Here is a 19,704-nt window from a genome sequence, read left to right as displayed (position 1 = left end):
GTCCCTCGAATGATCCTAATTGAACATACTGTACCGCTATTCAATCCGTTCCACTGAGGAATTAGCTGCTGGACCGTATGTAACAGTATCATAAAATGACAGCACATATTGAGTTTTATTCCATTTATTTTGTCGATAGTTATCTACCATACTTTTGTTGATATATCTATAAGAATAGACTTCTTGTTTCGATTTAAGCACCCCAACATAATTAATTCTCTGTGGTATGAAGCTATCAGTGACTGAAGCAAATGTGTCACCGCTGTAATCGTTAGCATGCGCTACATAAGATAATGCTAACCGGATATCTTCTGCTACTGGCCAGCTATTATTAATGAAATATCTGATAGTGACACTATTATTATCATCACTTATTGAGTAAGTGATTATATTAACACCTTGGCTATTATTTATGTATTCTTGATAAGTATTCGCGAATACGCTAATTTTTTCCGTTTTATTCAGATTCGTACTATTATTTCCATTGGCTGATCTCTCAGGCAAATTATCTGATGGGTCTCGAGAATCAGTTCCCGTTGTTATTTTACTCTCATAGTCAGTCTGTACAGATGGAGTGGAAGGTCCGTCGTTTTGAGAAATCGAGCTACATCCCGATAGGACTATTATTAAACAGACAAGTATTTTTAATAACGAATTGGTGTTTATTTTTTTAGTCATAGCTTTAAATAGTATTACCTAAAACATCAGCAGGTTCAAATTCTTGGCTTGATGAGGTAGTTTCGAAATTTTCTTCTGTAGTAGTATCAACCACAGCTGTGAGAATTTCAATTGAGTTAGGGGTGTTTTTGTCGTCTTCTGCAGTAACACTCTGTTTGTTGATACCGCCTAAGTAGCCTGCAAGACGACCACTACTCGTTTGAAGGCCGTCTTGTCCATTAGTCTCGACAATTGTAACTTTCCCATCTCTACTATATGTTTTGTCCGAGCCATTTCCACAGAACCCGTCGAAACATCGGTGGGGAGTGTAGCGGTCACGATCTATCGACATCTGATGGCTGGCACTTCCGCGTTCCCCAATAGTATCGTAGACGACCGCGCGGACGGTGACCTCACCGGAATTGTCGAACGAGTGGGTGAGCGAGACGTTCGCCGTCGCGCCGTCGAGGGATTTCCGCTCGACCACGCTGCCGTTGACGAGCCACGTGAGCGTCTGCAGCGACGCGTCGTCGTGGCTCACGTTCGCGGTGAAGGTCGTGTCGGTCTCTGGCGCCGTCGAACTCGGCCCGGACAGCGAGACGTCGGGACCGCCCGGGGTCGAAGCGGTGACGTACAGCGTGTCCGAGCGGGTGGCGCCGTCGTCGTCGGTGACGGTGAGTGTGACCGTGTACTGGCCGACGGCGGTGGCGTCGAACTCGGTCCGGCGGCAGTCCGCACACGCGGGCGAGACCGTCCCGCCGCCGGGCGTCTCGATAGCCCAAGCGACGCTCGCAATCTGGCCGTCGGGGTCGACCGAGCCGTTGGCGTCGAGATAGACGGTCGAGTTGACCGCGACGGTCTGGTCGACGCCGGCGTCGGCCAGCGGCGCGGTGTTGTCCGCCGCCGCGGCGCTGCCCGTCGTGACCAGCACGAGCGTGACCGCGACCAGCAGCCAAGTACCCGGACGCATTGGTGGCCACTTGGGGCGGTATCCACTATAAAATTACGGGACGAGCTATCGGAAAGGAACGTCGTGGAACCGGCGGAAAGGGCGGCGTCACCGCCGGCAACCGACGGGCAGGGTTTAAGTATGACACGGCAACATTGAGTGACAATGGGTCTCAAATGCTCCGTCATCGGGCACAAGTACGGTGCGGCGGAAGTCGAACGCGAGCGGGAGGAACAGGGTAGCGAGGTCGTCATCACGATTCAGGAACGCGAGACCTGCGAGCGCTGCGGGAAGACGCGTGTCGTCTCCGAGAACAAGGAGGTGACGGCCATCGAGACGCCGTCGGATATCGCCGGGGACATGCTCGAAGACGGTGACGCGACGGCCGACGAGCCAGTTGACGATGGGGCGCCAGCCGACGACGGGGCGGCGACCGAGGCGACGGTGGACGAGAGCGCGGACCCGGCAAAAACGGGTGGCACGGAGGCGGACAAAGCGGAGTCGGCGACGGCCGGAAGCGACGAGGTGGACGACGGCGCCGCCGGCGCCGTGGACCCCGACGCCGACGACGCGGAGATTATCGACGACGATGACGGCGTTCCGGCGGGGGCCGACAGCGAACTGGAGAACCCGTCGACCGAGGTGTCGATAGCGGAGGCCGAGGAGAACGAGCCGCCGCTGGACGCCGAGGAGGCGGCGGTCGCGAGCGACCCGGAGTCAGACGACGGCGTCATCATCGACGACGAGGACGAGGACCCGACCGACGACCGGTTGCCGGGCGAGTGGCCCGAGGAGCCGGACGACGACGGTGACGACTGGGCGCCCGAGACGGGCGGAGCGGACGACGAGGACGCCTCGGAGGTCGAACCGTTCGGCGGGACCGCCGTGACGGTCCCGAACGGTGAGTTCCGCTGTCCGGAGTGTGACTTCTCGACCGAGGTGGCCTCGAGTTCGCTGCGGGCGGGCGATTTCTGCCCCGAGTGTCACAAGGGCGCGCTGGTCAACAGCGCCGAGTGAACGCAAAGGGTAAGACGGCGCCTTGCAAAACGACGCCCATGCGAGAGTACAAGATGCGACGCGGGGAGCACCTCGAAGACCGCGTCCCTGACATGGAAGCGTTCGTCGAGGAGTACTTCGGTTCGATAACTGGGACGGAGGAACACAACGGGAGTGACCTCTTCGTCGTCGACGAACCCGACAACCCGGTCTTCGAGCGCGTCGTCGCCGGTACCGTCTCGTACGGGAGCAAGAAGGACAAACTCGCACTGCACATCGACGAGCGCCCGGCCGAGGAGGTCATCGCCGAGGGCCACGTCGATGCCGCCGAAGACGCCGTCAGCAAGAAGAACAACTTCCTGGAGGAGGCGACCGGCCGCGACGCCAAGGCCCGCCGCGACTCGCTGAAACGTGACGTCGAGGACGACGCCGACGCGCCCGACAACGTTTAGCCGACGCGTTCCTCGCTATCTTCGACGATACGCTGCCGACATTCATAAGTAGCGTCGTGACATACGTTCACACACGCCCCGCCGGAGGCGAACGGAAGTATCCGGACCACCGACGAACCCGCGCCCCTGCGGGGTCGTCCCCCTGTCATAGTTTGTCCGCTCCGCCGGAAGCGGCCCCAATCCGGCAACCGTTGGCACGTCCACTTCTCTTTTCGCCGGCGTCGTGAGCCGTCAGTCCACCAGCCCGTAGCCGCGCTTGACAAGCGCGATATCGACGGCGACGACCACGACGGTCAACCCGGTGAGGACGGCCAGCGAGCGGTTCGGCGAGAGAGCCGTCGCCTGGGGGATGACGCCGTAGCGGACGCCGTTGACCATGTACACCATCGGATTCAGCAGCGTCACGTCCCGCCAGATGCCAGACAGGGCCGACAGCGGGTAGAAGACGGCGCCGAAGAAGACGAGCGGGCGGATGATGAACTGGTTCATCACCGTCAGGTAGTCGAAGTCCCGCGCCCAGAGGCCCCCGATGACGCCGAAGGCGGCAAACAGCGTCGGGATGACGAGCATGAAGGCGGCGAGATAGAACGGGTTGGCGACGGTGACGGGGGTAAAGACGAGGCCGACGCCCCAGATGATACAGCCGACGACGATGCCCCGCAGGGAGGAGGCGGCGACGTAGGCAAGCACCATCTCCGTGTGCGAGAGCGGTGACGTGAGCACCTCGTGGATATACTCGTTCCAGCGCCCGTGGAAGATGGAGAAGGAGGCGTTCTCGAAGGCGTTCGATATCATCCCCAGCACGACCAGGCCGGGGAGGATAAAGAGGATGTAGCCCGCGCCGCCGAAGGCGTTGGGGTCGCTGCCGCTGATGCGCTCCCCGAGGACGACGCCGAAGACGGTGAAGTACAGCACGTTCGTTATCATCGGCGGGAGGAAGGTGTTGCGCGGCCGGCGGACGTACCGGAGAATCTCGCGGTGCAGCAGCGTCCAGAGACCGACCAGCCGGGCGCGAAGGCCGGAGGGCGCGCCGCGCTGGTCGGTCGAGGCGGGACTGGTCGTCGTGGTCGCCCCCGTGCCGCCGTCGGCGAGTGGCTCGGTACTGGCGTCCGAGGAGCCGTCGCGGCTCACGCCGACACCTCCGCGAACTCGCGGTCGTCGCGCGTCAGGTTCACGAACACCTCTTCGAGGGAGGCCCGGCGGATGTCCAGCGAGGTGACGGTGTGGCCCTGCCGTTCGAGGGCGCGCATGAGCGCTGGGGCGGTCTGGCTCCCCCCGGCCGCGGTGACGGAGAGGCCGTCGTCGGTGACGGCCACCTCGGTGACGCCGTCGACGTCGAGACGCGGCGCGGTCCGTGGCGGGTCGGCCAGCCCGATGTCGATGGTGTCCGTCCCTCTGGCCATCAGGTCGTCGGGGGCGGCGACTTCGACCTTTCGCCCGCTGTCCATGATGGCGACGCGGTCACAGAGCCGTTCGGCCTCCTCGATGTAGTGGGTGGTCAGCAAGATGGTGGTGCCCGCGTCGTTCATCCGGTTGATTATATCCCACAGGTCGTGGCGGAGCTGGACGTCGACGCCGGCCGTGGGTTCGTCCAGAATCAGCAGGTCCGGGTTCGAGACGAGGGCGCGTGCGAGGACGAAGCGGCGTTTCATCCCGCCGGAGAGCCAGTCAAAGCGGGTGTCGCGTTTGTCCCAGATGCCCACCGTCTTCAGCGCCTCCTCGGCCCGTCGGCGGGCCTCCTCGCCGCCGATACCGTGGTAGCCGGCCTTATGTTCCAAGACCTCCGAGATGGGAAAGAATCTATCGACGTTAAATTCCTGTGGCGCGAGGCCGATGCGGTCCCGCGCCTCCCGGTAGTCGTCCTCGACGTCGAAGCCGAAGACCTCGGCCGTGCCGCCGTCCTTGTGGACGAGGCCGACGAGGGTGTTGATGAAGGTGGTCTTGCCCGCGCCGTTGGGACCGAGCAGCCCGAAGAACTCGCCGCGGTCGACGGTCAGGTCCAGTCCGTCCAGGGCCTGTACGTCGCCGTAGTTCTTGCGTAACTCGCGTGTTCGAATCGCCGGGTCGGTCATCACCACAGCTACCGGGCCGACACCGAAAAGGACGTTGAACCGCCTCGCCCGTAACCCCCGTGTCAGCCGGTGACGCGCGTGTTACTGGCCGAGGCGGTCCCGCGAGACGGTGACCCCGGCGGGCGTGATGATGAGCTGGTCGTCGTCCTTCTGGACGATGTCGCCGCCGACCTCGTCGGCGACCTGCTTGAGTTCGTCGCTGATGTGTTCCATCGTCCGGTCCTGGGTGGAGTGGCGCGTGATGTCGGCCACGACGATATCGCCGTCGTAGACGGCGTCCTTGATGTCGATGACGTCGGCGGAGCCACTGATGCGGGCGATGCGCACCTGGCGCTCCGACTCGACGCTCGACGTGTCGAAGTCGTCCGCGTTCAGTTCGACGTAGTCCTCGGTCTTCCGGGACGGCCCCGACTCGCCGAGAATCTTGCTCATGAGTCCCATATCACGCAGAGCGGGCGCTACCGGTTTCAAGTTTACGTCAGACATGATACTCTGGCGGGAAATCCGACCGACAGCTACGTCGGTGAGTCACCTACACCGAGAACTCGAAGAGGTCGTCTCCGACGTGGTGGATTGACGTGACGACTTTCCCCGAGTCGCCGACCATGTCGCCGCCGTCGGCCATCGCCCGGCCGATGGCGAGGAACTTCCCGTGGGCCTCCTCGTTGATGGCGACGAGGTCGCCCTCGGCGATGTCGTCGTCGGCATCGGTGATGCCAGGGCGCATGATGTCGGCGCCGTCGGAGACGAAGGAGATGGCACCGGTGTCGACGGTGACGACGTGTTTCTCGGGCGGGTGGGCGTTGGCGCCCTGGACCGTCAGGAACGGCTCGTCGTCTGCTACGTATAGCACATAGGGCTCCCCGTCGACGAGGACGACGTCCCAGTCGCTGTCCTCGAACTCGACTTTCTCGAAGCTGTCGGCGGCCAGTTCGACGCCGAGGTTGTCCGCGAGCGCGTCGGCGATGTCGTCGACCGCGTCGGAACGGAGGTGGTGGCGGGATTTGACGTTCATACGACCGACTGGGCGGCCGTAGGGGGTAAGCGTAACGAACGATGGCTGACCGGACGCGGAGTCTTTAGGTCCGGGCGGCCGTAGCGAGCGCATGCGCGTCGTCACTCTGCTACCGTCCGCCACGGAAATCGTCTACGCGCTCGGGGTCGAACCGGTCGGGGTCTCACACGAGTGTGACTACCCGCCGGCGGCCCGCGAGCAGCCCTCGGTCAACCGCTCGCGGGTGGACCCCGAGGCGTCGAGCAGCGAGATAGACGAACAGGTCGCCGAGGCCGAGGACGGCGACGGCGTCTACGCCGTCGACCGCGAGGCCCTCGCCGCCGTCGACCCCGACGTAATCGTCACCCAGGGGGTCTGTGACGTCTGTGCCGTCGACCACGTGCTGGTCGAGGCGGCCGTCGCGGAACTCGGACTGGACGCCGAGGTACTCACCCTGGACGTCCACAGCCTCGAGGACCTCTTCGAGAGCGCCCACCGCGTCGGCGCGGCCGTCGACCGCGACGAGCGGGCGACCGAACTCGTCGCGACTCTCCGCGAGCGCGTGGCGGCCGTCGAGACGACCGCCGCGCGGGCGAGCGAGACGCCCAGCGTCGCCGTGCTGGACTGGCTGGACCCGGTGATGGTCGCCGGCCACTGGGTACCCGAGATGGTCGAACTGGCGGGCGGGGCGTACGGGATGGCCGAGCGCGGCGCGCACTCCCGGCCCCGCGAGTGGGCCGAGGTGACGGCGTACGACCCCGACGTGCTCGTGGCCGCGCCGTGTGGCTTCGACATCGACCAGACCCGCGAGAACCTCGCGGACCTGACCGAGCGGCCCGGCTTCGACGACCTCCGGGCAGTGCGCGAGGGGCAAGCGTACGTCGTCGACGGCCACCACTACGTGAACCGGTCGGGGCCGCGGCTGGTCGACACGCTGGAGTATCTGGCTGCGCTGTGTCACCCCGACCTGTTCGACGCGCCGCCCCGCGACGCGGTGGTCGAACTGGCGCCGCTGCGGGCGTGAGAAGGGCGTCGGAACGCGCTCAGACCTGCGCGGCCGCGAGTGCCACGTAGAGATTCACGACGACGATGCCCGTGCCTGCTCCGACGAGCCCGCCGAGCACGAGCCGCCACCGCGGCAGTCGCTCGACGGCCGTCCGGTATCTGAACAGGGTGAGTCCCACGACCAGCATGACGGCGCCTTTCAGTGCGACGACCAACAGTGGGTCCTGAACCAGCAGCGCCCGAATCAGCGGGTTCGCCTCGGCCCAGACGCCGGTGAAGTGCAACGCGGCGAGGGTCGAAAACAGGTCGCCCGTCCCCCAGACGAACACGACGGCGAAGACGAGTTCGACGTAGCCGGGGCGTCGCAGCCGCGCCAGCAGACCGGGTGGTGACGAAGTGGACATTGAGAAGGCTCTGACTGGAACCTGCATCCTCTCCGATGTAAACGTCCGCCACCAGTTATCGGCGGTGAGAATCGGCTACAGTTCGCAGCGGCCCTCGTAGCTCGCCGCGGCGACGCTGTCGATTGCGGGGTCGTCGCCACACACCGGGCAGTCCGGGTTCGGCGCGACGGGCACCTCGTCGACCGACATCGACCCGGCGTCGAACGCGAGCAGTCGACCGTCCAGCGTCTCGCCGTAGCCCATCGCGAGCTTGCAGACTTCGGTGGCCTGCAGACAGCCGATAGTTCCCGGGAGCACCCCGAGCACGCCGGCCGTCGAGCAGTCCGGGACGGTGCCCGCGGGCGGGGCCTTCGGGAACAGACACCGGTAGCAGGGCCCTTCGCCGGTGAACGTCGTCACCTGCCCCTCGAACCGGAAGACGGCGCCGTGGGAGAACGGCACCCCGGCGAGCGTGCAGGCGTCGTTGGCCAGGAACCGGGTGGCGAAGTTGTCGGAGGCGTCGACCACGACGTCGTAGTCGGCCACGAGGGCGGCGGCGTTGTCGGCGGCGAGTCGCAGTTCGTGCGTGTCGACGCGCACGTCGGGGTTGAGGTCGGTGACGAAGTCGCGGGCGCTCTCGACTTTCGGCCGGCCCACGTCGCTGTCGGCGTGGACGACCTGCCGCTGGAGGTTCGACCGCTCGACGCGGTCGTCGTCGACGATACCGAGGCGGCCGATACCGGCGGCGGCGAGATACTGCAGGACCGGCGACCCGAGCCCACCCGCGCCCACGACGAGCACGTCGGTGTCCAGCAGCGCCGCCTGTCCCCCCGGGCCCACGTCGTCCATGATGATGTGACGGGAGTAGCGGTCGAGCTGTTCCGGGTCCAGGTCCGGTCGCATAGCGCCGTGTTGGCTACCGCCGGATATAAACGACGGGATGCGGCCACGGCGGCCGACGACGGACGGCGGTATCAGCCGCCGCACTCGCGTGTCGCACCTGTCGAGGGGCCGAGGCTTATTCCCCTGGGCCACCAAGTCGGGATATGAGTAGTGGTGGGGAGCGCGACCGTGGGCGACGGAGCGGCATGGGCTTGCCCGTCCAGCCGCCGAAGCCGGGGACGGCGATGAGCGCCTTCGTCCTGCTGGTCGGTCTCGGTATCGTCGGCGTCGGGGCCTACTCGTACGTGACGGACTCCGCCGCCCTGGACGGGAGAGTCCAGGTAACCGCCGAAGTCACCGAAACCGGTGTCGAAGAGGTGACGGCGTCGCGGGGCAGGGACGCGTACGTCCCGGTCGTGACGTTCCGGTACGAGTACCAGGGGACCACCTACACGTCGAACAGACTGTATCCGGGGCAGTCGCAACCGCAGTACCAGGACAGAGCGACCGCACAGGAGCGCGTGTCGGCGTACGCGGTCGGCCAGCGCGTGCCCGCGTACGTCGACCCGGACGCGCCGGGGGCGGCGTTCCTCGAAGATTCCCGGTCCGGGCAGCCCACCGGCGCCTTCTTCGTCGGGCTCGCCGTGTCGCTGGTCGGGGCCGTCGGCCTGTATCAGGCGCGGGCGGAGGCGCGTGCCCGGGAACTGCTGCCCTGACCGCGCGGCCGGTGAACGCGACCGCCGGACGGCCGTCTCAGCCGTCGGCCTGAAGGTCCGCGACGAGGTCGTCCATCTTCCGGTTGATACCGGCTATCTGGTCGGTCTGGCCCTCGGCCTCGTCGGCGATGTCGGCCGTCGAGTCGGCGATAACCTCGGCGGCGTCGGTCGCCTGGTCGACCATGCTGGCGACCTCCTCGGTCGAAGCCGCCTGCTGGTCGGTGGCGGTGGCGACCTCCTCGATGCCGTGGTTGACCTCGCGGACGGCCTCGCCGATGTCCGAGAGAATCTCAGTCGACTCCTCGACGGTCTCGATACCGTCGTCTATCTCCGCGTTGCTCGTTTCGAGGCTCGCGACGGCGTTCTCCGTGTCGTCCTGGATGCCGTCTATCATCCCCTCGATGGTCGTCGCCTGCTGCTGGGACTCCTCGGCGAGCGATTTGACCTCGTCGGCGACGACGGCGAACCCCTCGCCGGCCTCGCCCGCGCGGGCGGCCTCGATGGAGGCGTTCAGCGCGAGCATGTTGGTCTGGTCGGCGATGTCGTTGATGACGTCGACGATTTCGTCTATCTCCTGGACGCTCTGCTGTATCGTCCGGACGTCCTGTGCGACGCTGTCCGCGGCCCGCTGGATGGCCTCCATCGCCTCGTGGACGTCTTCGGCGTTGTCCTGCCCGCGCTCGGCGAGTTCAGTCGCCTCGCGCGAGGCCGCCGACACCTCCTCCGAGGAGGAGGCTATCTCCTCGACCGACGCCGAGAGGTTCGACACCTCGCTGGCGACCTCGGCCATCCCCTCGTACTGTTCGGCCGTCCGCTCGCGTATCTCGGCCGTCTCCTGGGCGATGTCGACCGACGAATCTTCGAGGTCGGCCAGCAGCGTCTGAATCTCGCTCGCGGCCTCGTGGTCGTAGCCGGCCTGCCTGTCGATGTCCTCGGCGATGTCGTCCTCTATGTCGGCGTCGATATCGTCCTCTATGTCGGCGCTGGCAGCGACGTCCGTGGTCCCGAGTTCGGATTCGGCCATGACATGACCTGCAAAGGAGTGATGCATAAAAAGCGATATGCCTAGTGGTATCAGCGATGAAAATCGCACCGCCGAATTCACATCAGCAGTCGTAGAGGTCGCGGTACTTCTCGTCGACGTAGTCGAGGAAGTAGTCGGCGGTGAAGGACTCGCCGGTGGCCGCCCGGACGAGGTCGTCGGTCTCGTAGCGGGCGCCGTGGCGGTGGACGTTCTCGGTGAGCCAGTCGTGAATCGGGTCGAACTCGCCGTCGCGGACGAGCCCGTCCACGTCGCCCACGTCGGCCCGGAGGTGGTGGTCCAGCTGGGCGGCAAGCACCGACCCGAGCGTATAGGTCGGGAAGTAGCCGATGGCGCCGTTGGTCCAGTGGATATCCTGCAGGCACCCCTCGGCGTCGGTGTCGGGCCGCACGCCAAGGTACTCTTCCATCTTCTCGTTCCAGACCTGCGGGACGTCCTCGACGGCGAGGTCACCCCGAATCAGGTCGCGCTCGATTTCGAAGCGGAGGACGATGTGCATGTGATAGGTGAGCTCGTCCGCCTCGACGCGAATCAGGTTGTCCGAGTGGACGGTGTTTGCCGCCTCGTAGAACTCTCCGGGCGTCGCGTCGGTCCCCAGGTGGTCGTTTGCCGTCTTGGTAAAGAGGTCCCAGAACGGCCGGGAGCGGCCGACGTGGTTCTCCCAGAAGCGCGACTGTGACTCGTGGACCGAGAGGTCCCGGTTGTCCCCGAGCGGCGTGCCGTACTGCTCCTGTGGGAGCCCGAGCGTGTAGGTGGCGTGGCCGAACTCGTGGATGGTCGAGCCGACGGCGTCCATCGGGTCGTCCGGTTTGAAGCGGGTGGTGACGCGGGCGTCGAACTGCGTCCCCGTCGAGAACGGGTGGGGCGCGGTGTCGAGGCGGCCGTGGTCCCAGTCGTAGCCGAGCGTGTCCAGTGCGGCCTCGACGAGTTCGTGCTGGGTGTCGTCGTCGTAGGTCCCACCGGAAGACCGTCGGTCTTCCGAGCCTCCGCTCGCGTCGCTCGCGGAGACCTCGAAGGGGTCGGCGAGCGTCACGTCGCTGTCGTCGATGTCGTCGATGAGCGGGACCAGTTCCTCCCGCAGGCGGGTGAGGACCCGCTCGGCGGTGTCGATGCCCAGGTACGGCTCGTACTCCTCGAACAGCACCTCGTAGGGGTCCCGGTCGGGGTCGATTGCGGCGGCGTACTCCCGGCGGAGTTCGACCATCTCTTCGAGCGTGTCGGCGAACAGCTCGAAGTCGTCCTCGGCCTTGGCCTCTTCCCAGACGGGCAAGGCGTTCGAGGAGGCCTCGGAGATGCGCTCGACGAGGTCGGAGGGGACCCGTACCGCGCGTTCGTGGTCACGACGGACCTCGCGGACGACCGCTTCCTGTTCGTCGTCGAGGTCCGCATCGTCGAGTTCGTCCAGCCACTCGCCCAGCTGGTCGTCGGTCAGCAGGTCGTGGTGCAGCGTCGAGAGCGCGGAGGACTGCTTCGCGCGGGCCGGGGTGCCGCCGCTCGGCATCATCACCTGCTGGTCCCACTGGAGGACGCTGCCGGCGTCGCCGACGTAGTGGAGCTGTCGGACGTGCTCCAGGAACTGCTCGTAGGTCTCGCTTTCCTCGGTCGTCGTTGCCATGGCAGGGGGTTAGACCGGAGCGCCTAAAGACGCGTTGCCGCCGGAAAGGCTCCCGGCACCGACGGCGGGTCGGAGTTCGCGGCGTCAGCGGCCGAACGCGCGTATCCCGTCGGCAGCGACGACGTACAGACCACCCTCGACCGGGGTCGGCGGGCCACGGACGCCCGCCTGGATGGTGTCCGAGACCTGCTTTTCGTCGGTGGTGTACCTCCACAGCTCGCTCCCGTCCGCACGAGCGACCGCGTACACCGTTCGATTGCGGAACCCACGTTCGCCGACGTACACGGCGTCCGTATCGACGGTCGGCGTCGTCGCCTCGGCGAGGTCGAACTCCCAGCGCGTCTCGCCGGTCGCCGTGAACGAATACAGCCCCGATTTCGTTCCGACGTAGACCTCGCCGTCGGCGATGGCGGCCGCCGTACCGGGCTCCGGTTCGCCGACGACAGCGGTCCAGCGCTCGCTGCCGTCTGCCGTCCTGACCGCGTGCAGCGTACCACCGCTGTCGGTGACGTACACCGTGTCGTCGGTGACGGTCGGCGTGGTCTCGGCGGGGGCGTCCAGCTCCGTTCGCCATGTCTCACGCCCGTCGGTCGTGTCGAACGCGACGATATCGCCGGCGACGACGAAGACGTAGTCGTCGCCGACCGCCACGGAGCCGTCCAGACGTAGCTCGTCGGTTTCGAGCGTCGTTCGCCACTGTCGTGTGCCCGTCGAGACGTCGTACGCGAAGATTTCAGTCGACCACTCGCTGAACGCCCCGTTGGCGAGGTAGGCCACGTCGTCGACGACGACGGGACAGCCCGGCGGTCCACGGCCGATGGACCGCTGCCACAGCTGGTCGCCGCTCCGACGGTCGAAGCCGGAGAGGTGCCCGTAGCTCTGGACGAGAACCGTCTCGCCCGAGACACACGGCATCCCCGTGGCGCCACCGTCGACGGCGGTCGTCCACTGGAGTTCGCCGGTAGCCGCGTCGCGAGCGACGACTGTGCGCCCTTCCCTGGACTCGGTCATGTAGAGGCTGCCGTCGGCGACGACTGGCGGGGAGGAGGAGACGTAGAACGCCCAGTAGACATCGGGCTCCCCGGTGACGGCCGTCACGTCCGACAGGTGACCCGTGTTGCCCCTGTCGGCCTGCAACCGCGTCCACTCCGTTTCCGTCGGCATCGGTTCCGGGTTCTGTGGGCTACCCGGCGTCGGTTCGGGCGGCGGGAACTGTTCGGGGGTCGCCGCCGGTGGTTCGGTCGAGGGCGGGGTCGACCGCCCGCTATCGCCAGAACACCCGGCGAGGAGGCCGCCGAGGGTGAGGGCACTGGCCCGGAGGAGGGCTCTACGGCTTCGGGGAGGCATCTCCGGAGACTCCCGATGACAGTATAATATGTCTTCTGGGGGACACCCCGGGAATCGAGACAGTTCACCCGTGTCGCGGCGGTCTCGAAACGGGGCGCTGTCCAGCGGGCGACCGCCGGCGTCACGCCGACCCACGGGTGACTACGTCGGGATTGTTAGCGATGTCAAACGGCATGTGGTCGACAGCCATATCGGATAATGCGAGCCAGTTCACCGACGGACGTGCGACGACGGCGTTTCGTGGCGACGCTGGCGGCGGCCACGGGTCTCGCAGGCATCTCGGAGGGGGGGTACCGCGCTTTGGGACCAGACCGGGGCGACGGACGTCAACGCCCACAACGCGGCCGAGAAGCCGATGACAGTGTCGGTCACTATCACGCCGGACGGCGCCGAAGAACCGCACACGGACAGAACGCTACAGATTGCGCCGGGCGACACCGTCAGTCCAGTGAATCGCTCGAAACTACCGACGAACGACGGATACACCGTCGACGTGACCGTCGAAGACGGCCCGGCGGAGACGTACGAGTGGGCGGACCCGACCGTGGAACTCGCCCCGCTGTGGGTGCTCGTCGACGGCTCCGAGAACATCAAATTCCTCCTCCAGAGCGGCTGACGTAGGTTCGACGCCCGTCACTGCGTCCGGCGGTGCAGCCACGCCCCGGCGCCCGCCAGTACCCCGAGGATGGCCGAGCCGGCAGTGAAACCGGACCCGGACGCACCCGTCGCGGTCGACGGGGACGACGGCGGGCCGGCCGACGGCGTTCCGGGCCGCGTCGTGGCAGTGCCCGGCGCGGTCCGAGACGCTGTCGCCGGAGACGGCCCCGACCCCGAGAGGTCGAACGTGCCGACGACGCCGGCGTGGTCCGAGGGCCAGACGCGGACCGTCTCCCCGCCGACCTCGACCGGGGTCCGGTCGCTGGGCTGGTAGCCGACCCTGCGGATGGCCGTCGGCGTGACCGGGCCGCGGTACAGCAGCGTGTCGATGCGCCGGTCGAGCAGCGACTCCTCGTTGCGCAGGTCCTTGGCCTGACAGCAGGTGGCGCCGTTCGCGTCGGGCCGGAGTTCGGCGTACGGGTCGGTCAGCGAGCGGGTCAACACGTCGTGGGCCGCTTCCCCGGGCGCGCTGTTGAGGTCACCACAGACGACCACCGGCCGCCCCGCGGGCAGCGCGTCGAGCAGCTCTCGCGCCTGCCGGCGTCGGAACTGCGGTGCGGCCGACTCCAGATGGGTCGAGACGGCCCGGAGGTCGACGCCGCCGACGGTCACGTCGACCGCCCCGTAACCGCGGGTGATGGGCAGCGTCCGGTCGCTCTCGGGTATCGGGAGTTCGAGGCTGGCGTCGTAGGTCGCCGTCACCGGCTCGCCGGTGTCGAGGTCGCTCCGGACGAGGAGCACGTCCCGGTCGGTGATACGGAGGTCGACCGGCCCGTCGTCGGTCTCGGCGGGCAGCTCGAAGTCGTTGGCCACCGACTCGGCGGCGACGGCGTAGTCCAGCCCCCGCTCGGTCAGTGCCGTCCGGACCCGGTCGAGGAGGTCGACCACCACGTCGGCGGCCGCCGCGCTCGAATCGGTGGCGTAGTCCCCCGGCTGCTGGCGTCGAAGCAGCACCGCTTCCTGCAGGGCGACCACGTCCGCGTCGCTGTTCTCGACCGCCGCGGCGATGCTGTCGGCGCGGGCCGCGTACAGCGCGGGCTCGATGCCGTCGAGGAACCCGCCGGTAATCGACCGTACCTCGGCCAGTGACTCCGCCCGTAGCAGTTCGGCGACGTCGAAGCCGAGATACGCGTTCTGTGTCATGACCGTCGCGGTCGGGGACTGGGCGGCCGCTGTTCCGGTCGTGCCGACGACTCCGGCGGCGACGCCGGCCGTGCTGGCGAGCAGGGCCCGACGAGTGACCGGCGACTGTTTCGTGTCCGGCGAACGCATACAGGGGAGACTGCGGCGGGCCGACGGAAATAATGTTGGTCGCCATACCATTCTTGACGGCGTGTCGCCGCGGTCCAGCACCGCGGGTTCCGGGGCGGCGGTCACCGCGGCACTCCGCTCAGCCCAGCCACTCGGTAACGACGCCGTCGTAGATACGCCGGCAGCGGTCCAGCACGTCGACGGAGACGCTCTCGTCGTCGGTGTGAGCCTCGCCGGGTTCGGCGGCGCCGACGACGACGCAGTCGGTGCCCGCGGCGGCGAGCCACCCGGCGTCGGTCGCGTGGGGCTTGACGACGTGTTCGGGCGTCGCGTCTTGGGCCGCGGCCGCGGCGTCCAGCACCGTGTCGGCGAAGTCGGCGTCGCCACAGGCCATCGGCGGGAGGTCCTGGTCGACCCGCAGCGTGACGCCCTCGACGTCTTCGACCCGCTCCAGCGGCGCTCGCTCCCCCGGGACGGTGCGCTCGTCGACGGTCGCCTCGCAGTGCTCCGGGACGACGTTCCAGGCCGAACCGCCCTCGATTTCGGTGACTGCGACGCTGCCCCGGAGGTCGTGCCCCAGCACCTCGGTCGTCGGCACGTCGAGGTCGCGGACGATATCGACCGCGTCGGTCGCCCGGTAGATGGCGTTCTCGCCGGCGTCGACCTCGCTGGCGTGGGCCGCCTCGCCCTCGGCGACGACTGTCGAGCCCCGCCGGCCCTTGTGAGCGACGGCCACGTCGGTAGTCCCGGGCGCGGAGTAGCCCGTCGACCCCTCGACCACGACGGCGTAGTCGGTCTCGAACCCGTCGTCGATGGCGGCTTGACACCCCTCTCCGCCCCGTTCCTCGCCGGCGAAGGAGGCGAAGACGAGTTCGCCGTCCGTCGGTGCCGCGTCGGCGAAAGCGAGCATGGCGGCCGCCAGACACCCCTTCATGTCGGCGGTGCCGCGGCCGTACAGGCGCTCGCGTGTCGTTTCACTCCCGCTCGCACGATTCGAGTCCGCACTGCGTTCGGACTCGCGGCGCTCGATGACGTACCCGCCGTCGTCGTCGACCTGTGACTCGTCCGGCGGCACCACGTCGTGGTGGCCGACCAGCGCGAGCGACGCCTCTCCCGACCCCTTGCGGGCGATAACGTTGCCGTGTGTGTCGTTGTGGACCGCCGCGTCGGTGTGTTCGCGGAGCCACGCCGTGACGAAGTTGCCGGCGACCGTCTCGTCCTCGTGGCTCGGAATCGCCACCAGTTCCTCGGTGAGAGAGACGACGTCCATACCCGAGGGAGGGCCCCCGCGGGTTTGGGTCTTGGCTTACCGCAGGCCGGCGTAGGCCACGCCGAGGACGCCGCCGTAGGCGAGGTGCCACAGCAGGCTCGGGGGCGCGACGTTCGGGAACGGCGGCGCCATCGGGAAGCCGACGGCCGAGAGCCACAGGGGCATCACCAGCGCCGCGAGTCCGACCCAGTGACGACGCCCCAGAGCAGCCCCAGGCCCACGATTGTCGCGGCCGAGCGCTCGCCCGGGTAGACCATCTCGACGAGCGCCGCGAAGACGACCCCCAGTATCGCGCCGTGTGAGAGGTGGACGACCCAGCCGGCGACCCCGCCCGAGAGGCCGTACAGCGCGGGAATCGCCCCAGCCAGCACCGCCGCGTTCATAATCGAGACGAGGACGGCCATCACGGCCGCCCCGGCGATACCACCGACGACACCGGCCTGCCAGTCTGGCAGGGCGAGGCCGGTGTCGGTCACAGACTGCGTGTCGGTTGCCATTGCAGTCGGAGATAGCGCGAGGAGGTGTCAAGTAGCCAACCTGAAACCGCGAGCGGACCGCACGAGCACGGTAGCTTGAAGTATAGAACAGAACGACGCCTTCCCAGTCAGGGGTATTCGAGTCGGCCAGCAGGTATTGCCGAGCAGGTGGTTTCTGCCCGGCATGTTCCCGTGGGTGGGTTCGGTCACCGGAACGGAAAGCTTCAGGGCGGTCACCGTCGACCTGGGGGTAATGACCGCTACCGTCGCCGCCGCGGTGACCACCGCGGGGCTGCTCGGCGTGACCCACGCCGTCGAGCCAGACCACGTCGCCGGCATCGCGTCGCTGACCGGCGAGTACGGCGACTCGCGGCTCTCGGCGCTGGCCGGCGCGTGTTTCAGCCTCGGCCATATCGCCCTGGTCGTCGCGTGGCTCGCCGTCGCCTGGGTCCTGCTCGGGCGGACCTCGTTCCCGGCCGTCGTCGACGCTGCCGGGACCGTCGGGGTCGGCCTCGTGCTCGGCCTGCTCGGCGCGGCGATGGCACTGGGCGGGTTGCGGAGCGTGGTCCGGACCGACGCACACGACCACGGCGACCGGCGCCACAGCCACCCGTACGTTCGCCTCACCGGGTTCGACGCCACCGACCACGGCCACGACGCTGCGTCCTATCTCAGGACCGGCCTCGTCGGCGCGCTGTTTACCCTCTCGCCGCCGGTGTCGATGATGGTGTTCGCGGCGACCCTGTTTCCCGACTACGGCGGGGGCGTCGTCGCGCTGGCGGTACTCACCTACGCCGTGGCAATCACCGCGACGATGAGCGCCGTCGGGGCGGGTGCGGGCGCGGCCTTCGGGGCGACGAGGGGATGGGACAGCCGAGCCCACGCCGTCGCGAAACTCGTCGCCGGCGTCGCCGTCACCGCCCTGGCCGGGTCGCTCCTGCTCGACGGCGTCACCGTGCTTGCCTGAGGTGCTGACAGCCGAACGAACTCCACACCCTTTTGCCCGCCTGTGACAAACCTCCGGGTATGGAAATCGTCCCGGACACGAGCGTGGTCATCGACGGCCGCGTGTCCACACAGGTTACCGCCGACGCCGACCCCGACACCGACGGTGAGGGGATGGGCTTTGCGGGCGCGACGGTCGTCGTCCCCGAGGCCGTCGTCGGCGAACTCGAAGCACAGGCCAACGACGGCCGCGAGACCGGCTGGGAGGGGCTCGAAGAGCTCCAGGCGTTGGTCGAACTGGCCGACGACGGCACCATCGACGTGGAGTACGTCGGTCGCCGGCCCGACGCCGTCGAGAAGCGCGACGCCGGCGAGGGCGAAATCGACGCGCTCATCCGGGACATCGCCGACGACCGCGGGGCGACGCTGGTGACGAGCGACGACGTGCAGGCGGAGGTCGCCCGCGCGAAGGGGCTGGACGTGGAGTACATCGAACCCCGCGGGCGGGCGGTCGACCGGCTGGAGATAGAGAACTTCTTCGACGAGGGGACGATGAGCGTCCACCTCAAGGTGGGCGTCAAACCCTACGCCAAGAAGGGCTCTATCGGCGACATGCACTACCAGCCCATCCGCGACCGGCCGGCCACGGAGGACGAACTCCGCGGGTACGCCGAGGACATCATCGACGCGGCTCGGGACTCCCCAGACGGCTTCCTCGAACTCGACGAACCGGGGATGAGCATCGTCCAGTTCCGGGACATGCGTATCGCCATCGCGCGACCGCCGTTCTCCGACGCCCGCGAGATAACCGCGGTGCGGCCAATCGTCAAGACCGACCTCGACGACTACGAACACGCCGACGAACTCCGGAATCGGTTCACCGAACACCAGCGGGGCGTCCTCATCGCGGGGTCGCCCGGCGCCGGGAAGTCCACGTTCGCACAGGCCGTCGGTGAGTTCCTCGTCGATTCGGACTACTCCGTCAAGACGATGGAGAAACCGCGGGACCTCCAGGTCGGACCCGAAATCACCCAGTACACCGAACTCGGCGGCTCGATGGCAAAGACCGCCGACTCGCTGCTGATGGTCCGGCCCGACTACACCATCTACGACGAGGTCCGCAAGACCGACGACTTCGAAGTGTTCGCCGACATGCGTCTCGCCGGCGTCGGGATGGTCGGGGTCGTCCACGCGACCCGCGCCGTCGACGCCCTCCAGCGGCTCATCGGCCGCGTCGAACTGGGCCTCATCCCGCAAATCGTCGACACCGTCGTCTACATCGAGGCCGGTGAGGTCCACACCGTCTACGACGTGAAGACGGAGGTCAAGGTCCCCCACGGCCTGATGGAGGAGGACCTCGCCCGCCCGGTCATCGTGGTGCGTGACTTCGAGACCGGCCAGCCAGAGTACGAGATTTACACGTTCAACCGTCAGGTCGTCACCGTCCCGCTCAACGAGGACGACGACGATTCGGACTCGGGCGTCGACCGCCTCGCGAAACAGGAGGTCGAACGCGAGATTCGCTCCATCGCGCGGGGTCACGTCGACGTGGAGCTTCGCGGCCCCAACAACGCTGTCGTCTGGGTCGAAGAGGACGACATCCCGCAGGTCATCGGGAAGGGGGGCGGCCGCATCACCGACGTGGAGAACCGCTTGGGCATCGACATCGACGTGCGTACGTTAGACGAGAAACCCACGGGCCCCTCGGGCGGCCCGCAGAAATCCAGCGGCGGCCAGCAGGGCGAAATCGTCCAGCCCGAAGTCACCTCCCGGCACGTGATGATTCCGCTCAACGGGCATTCGGGCGACACGGTCGAGGTGCAGGCCGACGGGGAGTATCTGTTCACCGCGACGGTCTCTCGCGGCGGCGAGATACAGGTCTCGCGAGGGTCGGGCATCGCGGAAGAGCTGGAGCGAGCCATCGACCGCGGCAGTACCATAACAGTAGTCCCCTCGTAAGTACGCGAGCGAGGAACGAGCGAGTACGTTTTCATC

20 protein-coding genes and 1 pseudogene are annotated in these 19,704 nt (G+C 66.9%); 7 read left to right on the top strand and 14 right to left on the bottom strand.

Features of this window, described 5'->3' with window-relative positions; translation table 11 throughout:
- Window positions 1-36 precede the first annotated feature (36 nt).
- Window positions 37-678, bottom strand: coding sequence for a hypothetical protein (locus NDI86_RS01970; RefSeq protein ID WP_310898713.1), 642 nt, complete (start codon window positions 676-678; stop codon window positions 37-39).
- Window positions 679-682: 4 nt separating this feature from the next.
- Window positions 683-1,627 (bottom strand): PKD domain-containing protein, encoded by a 945-nt coding sequence (locus tag NDI86_RS01965; RefSeq protein WP_310898712.1) that lies wholly within the window; start codon window positions 1,625-1,627, stop codon window positions 683-685.
- Window positions 1,628-1,771: 144 nt separating this feature from the next.
- Between NDI86_RS01965 and NDI86_RS01960 the strand changes: the two genes are divergently transcribed.
- Window positions 1,772-2,623: a DUF7093 family protein gene (locus NDI86_RS01960; protein WP_310898711.1), complete on the top strand. Its 852-nt coding sequence runs from the start codon at window positions 1,772-1,774 to the stop codon at window positions 2,621-2,623.
- A gap of 38 nt (window positions 2,624-2,661) precedes the next feature.
- Window positions 2,662-3,054: a DUF5611 family protein gene (locus NDI86_RS01955; RefSeq protein ID WP_310898710.1), complete on the top strand. Its 393-nt coding sequence runs from the start codon at window positions 2,662-2,664 to the stop codon at window positions 3,052-3,054.
- Window positions 3,055-3,285: 231 nt separating this feature from the next.
- On the opposite strand, the gene NDI86_RS01950 is transcribed toward NDI86_RS01955, so the two are convergent.
- From NDI86_RS01950 to NDI86_RS01935, 4 genes are all read right to left on the bottom strand, one after another.
- Window positions 3,286-4,059 carry an ABC transporter permease gene (locus tag NDI86_RS01950; RefSeq protein WP_310899636.1) on the bottom strand — a complete coding sequence of 258 codons (774 nt, stop codon included), beginning with the start codon at window positions 4,057-4,059 and terminating at the stop codon, window positions 3,286-3,288.
- A gap of 122 nt (window positions 4,060-4,181) precedes the next feature.
- Entirely contained in the window at window positions 4,182-5,126 is a 945-nt protein-coding gene (locus NDI86_RS01945; protein WP_310898709.1) for an ABC transporter ATP-binding protein, read from the bottom strand.
- A gap of 81 nt (window positions 5,127-5,207) precedes the next feature.
- Window positions 5,208-5,567: a cell division protein SepF gene (locus NDI86_RS01940; protein ID WP_310898708.1), complete on the bottom strand. Its 360-nt coding sequence runs from the start codon at window positions 5,565-5,567 to the stop codon at window positions 5,208-5,210.
- Between the two features lie 91 nt (window positions 5,568-5,658).
- Complete coding sequence (locus NDI86_RS01935) at window positions 5,659-6,141, bottom strand: RNA-binding protein (RefSeq protein ID WP_310898707.1); 483 nt, start codon at window positions 6,139-6,141, stop codon at window positions 5,659-5,661.
- 91 nt (window positions 6,142-6,232) lie between these two features.
- On the opposite strand from NDI86_RS01935, the gene NDI86_RS01930 reads away from it, so the two are divergent.
- Window positions 6,233-7,144: an ABC transporter substrate-binding protein gene (locus tag NDI86_RS01930; RefSeq protein WP_310898706.1), complete on the top strand. Its 912-nt coding sequence runs from the start codon at window positions 6,233-6,235 to the stop codon at window positions 7,142-7,144.
- A 19-nt stretch (window positions 7,145-7,163) separates the two neighbouring features.
- Here NDI86_RS01930 and NDI86_RS01925 read toward each other — a convergent pair whose 3' ends face one another.
- Both NDI86_RS01925 and ubaA read right to left on the bottom strand, forming a co-directional pair.
- Entirely contained in the window at window positions 7,164-7,529 is a 366-nt protein-coding gene (locus NDI86_RS01925; RefSeq protein WP_310898705.1) for a DUF5658 family protein, read from the bottom strand.
- 75 nt (window positions 7,530-7,604) lie between these two features.
- A complete protein-coding gene (ubaA, locus tag NDI86_RS01920; protein WP_310898704.1) occupies window positions 7,605-8,411 on the bottom strand; it encodes an SAMP-activating enzyme E1 in 807 nt (268 codons plus the stop codon).
- A gap of 143 nt (window positions 8,412-8,554) precedes the next feature.
- Here ubaA and NDI86_RS01915 point away from each other — a divergent pair, with 143 nt between their 5' ends.
- Window positions 8,555-9,106: a DUF3592 domain-containing protein gene (locus NDI86_RS01915; protein ID WP_310898703.1), complete on the top strand. Its 552-nt coding sequence runs from the start codon at window positions 8,555-8,557 to the stop codon at window positions 9,104-9,106.
- Window positions 9,107-9,143: 37 nt separating this feature from the next.
- Here NDI86_RS01915 and NDI86_RS01910 read toward each other — a convergent pair whose 3' ends face one another.
- The 3 genes from NDI86_RS01910 to NDI86_RS01900 all read right to left on the bottom strand — a co-directional run bounded on the left by NDI86_RS01910 (window position 9,144) and on the right by NDI86_RS01900 (window position 13,110).
- On the bottom strand, window positions 9,144-10,130 hold the full coding sequence (locus NDI86_RS01910) for a methyl-accepting chemotaxis protein (RefSeq protein WP_310898702.1): 987 nt from the start codon (window positions 10,128-10,130) through the stop codon (window positions 9,144-9,146).
- Window positions 10,131-10,212: 82 nt separating this feature from the next.
- On the bottom strand, window positions 10,213-11,763 hold the full coding sequence (locus tag NDI86_RS01905; RefSeq protein ID WP_310898701.1) for a carboxypeptidase M32: 1,551 nt from the start codon (window positions 11,761-11,763) through the stop codon (window positions 10,213-10,215).
- 84 nt (window positions 11,764-11,847) lie between these two features.
- Window positions 11,848-13,110 carry a PQQ-binding-like beta-propeller repeat protein gene (locus NDI86_RS01900; protein WP_310898700.1) on the bottom strand — a complete coding sequence of 421 codons (1,263 nt, stop codon included), beginning with the start codon at window positions 13,108-13,110 and terminating at the stop codon, window positions 11,848-11,850.
- A gap of 361 nt (window positions 13,111-13,471) precedes the next feature.
- Here NDI86_RS01900 and NDI86_RS01895 point away from each other — a divergent pair, with 361 nt between their 5' ends.
- Window positions 13,472-13,726, top strand: a complete 255-nt coding sequence (locus NDI86_RS01895) for an Ig-like domain-containing protein (RefSeq protein WP_310898699.1) — start codon at window positions 13,472-13,474, stop codon at window positions 13,724-13,726.
- A 17-nt stretch (window positions 13,727-13,743) separates the two neighbouring features.
- On the opposite strand, the gene NDI86_RS01890 is transcribed toward NDI86_RS01895, so the two are convergent.
- The 3 genes and pseudogenes from NDI86_RS01890 to NDI86_RS01880 form a co-directional block, all read right to left on the bottom strand.
- Window positions 13,744-15,039: an endonuclease/exonuclease/phosphatase family protein gene (locus tag NDI86_RS01890; RefSeq protein ID WP_310898698.1), complete on the bottom strand. Its 1,296-nt coding sequence runs from the start codon at window positions 15,037-15,039 to the stop codon at window positions 13,744-13,746.
- 118 nt (window positions 15,040-15,157) lie between these two features.
- Entirely contained in the window at window positions 15,158-16,288 is a 1,131-nt protein-coding gene (locus tag NDI86_RS01885; RefSeq protein ID WP_310898697.1) for a M20 family metallopeptidase, read from the bottom strand.
- Window positions 16,289-16,324: 36 nt separating this feature from the next.
- Window positions 16,325-16,785, bottom strand: a pseudogene (locus NDI86_RS01880) (histidine kinase).
- 232 nt (window positions 16,786-17,017) lie between these two features.
- On the opposite strand from NDI86_RS01880, the gene NDI86_RS01875 reads away from it, so the two are divergent.
- Window positions 17,018-17,731, top strand: a complete 714-nt coding sequence (locus NDI86_RS01875) for a HoxN/HupN/NixA family nickel/cobalt transporter (RefSeq protein WP_310898696.1) — start codon at window positions 17,018-17,020, stop codon at window positions 17,729-17,731.
- A 59-nt stretch (window positions 17,732-17,790) separates the two neighbouring features.
- Window positions 17,791-19,668, top strand: coding sequence for a PINc/VapC family ATPase (locus NDI86_RS01870; RefSeq protein WP_310898695.1), 1,878 nt, complete (start codon window positions 17,791-17,793; stop codon window positions 19,666-19,668).
- Window positions 19,669-19,704 lie beyond the last annotated feature (36 nt).

Source organism: Haloarcula onubensis, from assembly GCF_031624605.1.
GTDB classification, from domain to species: domain Archaea; phylum Halobacteriota; class Halobacteria; order Halobacteriales; family Haloarculaceae; genus Haloarcula; species Haloarcula onubensis.
This window is presented reverse-complemented; position numbering and strand designations above follow the sequence as displayed.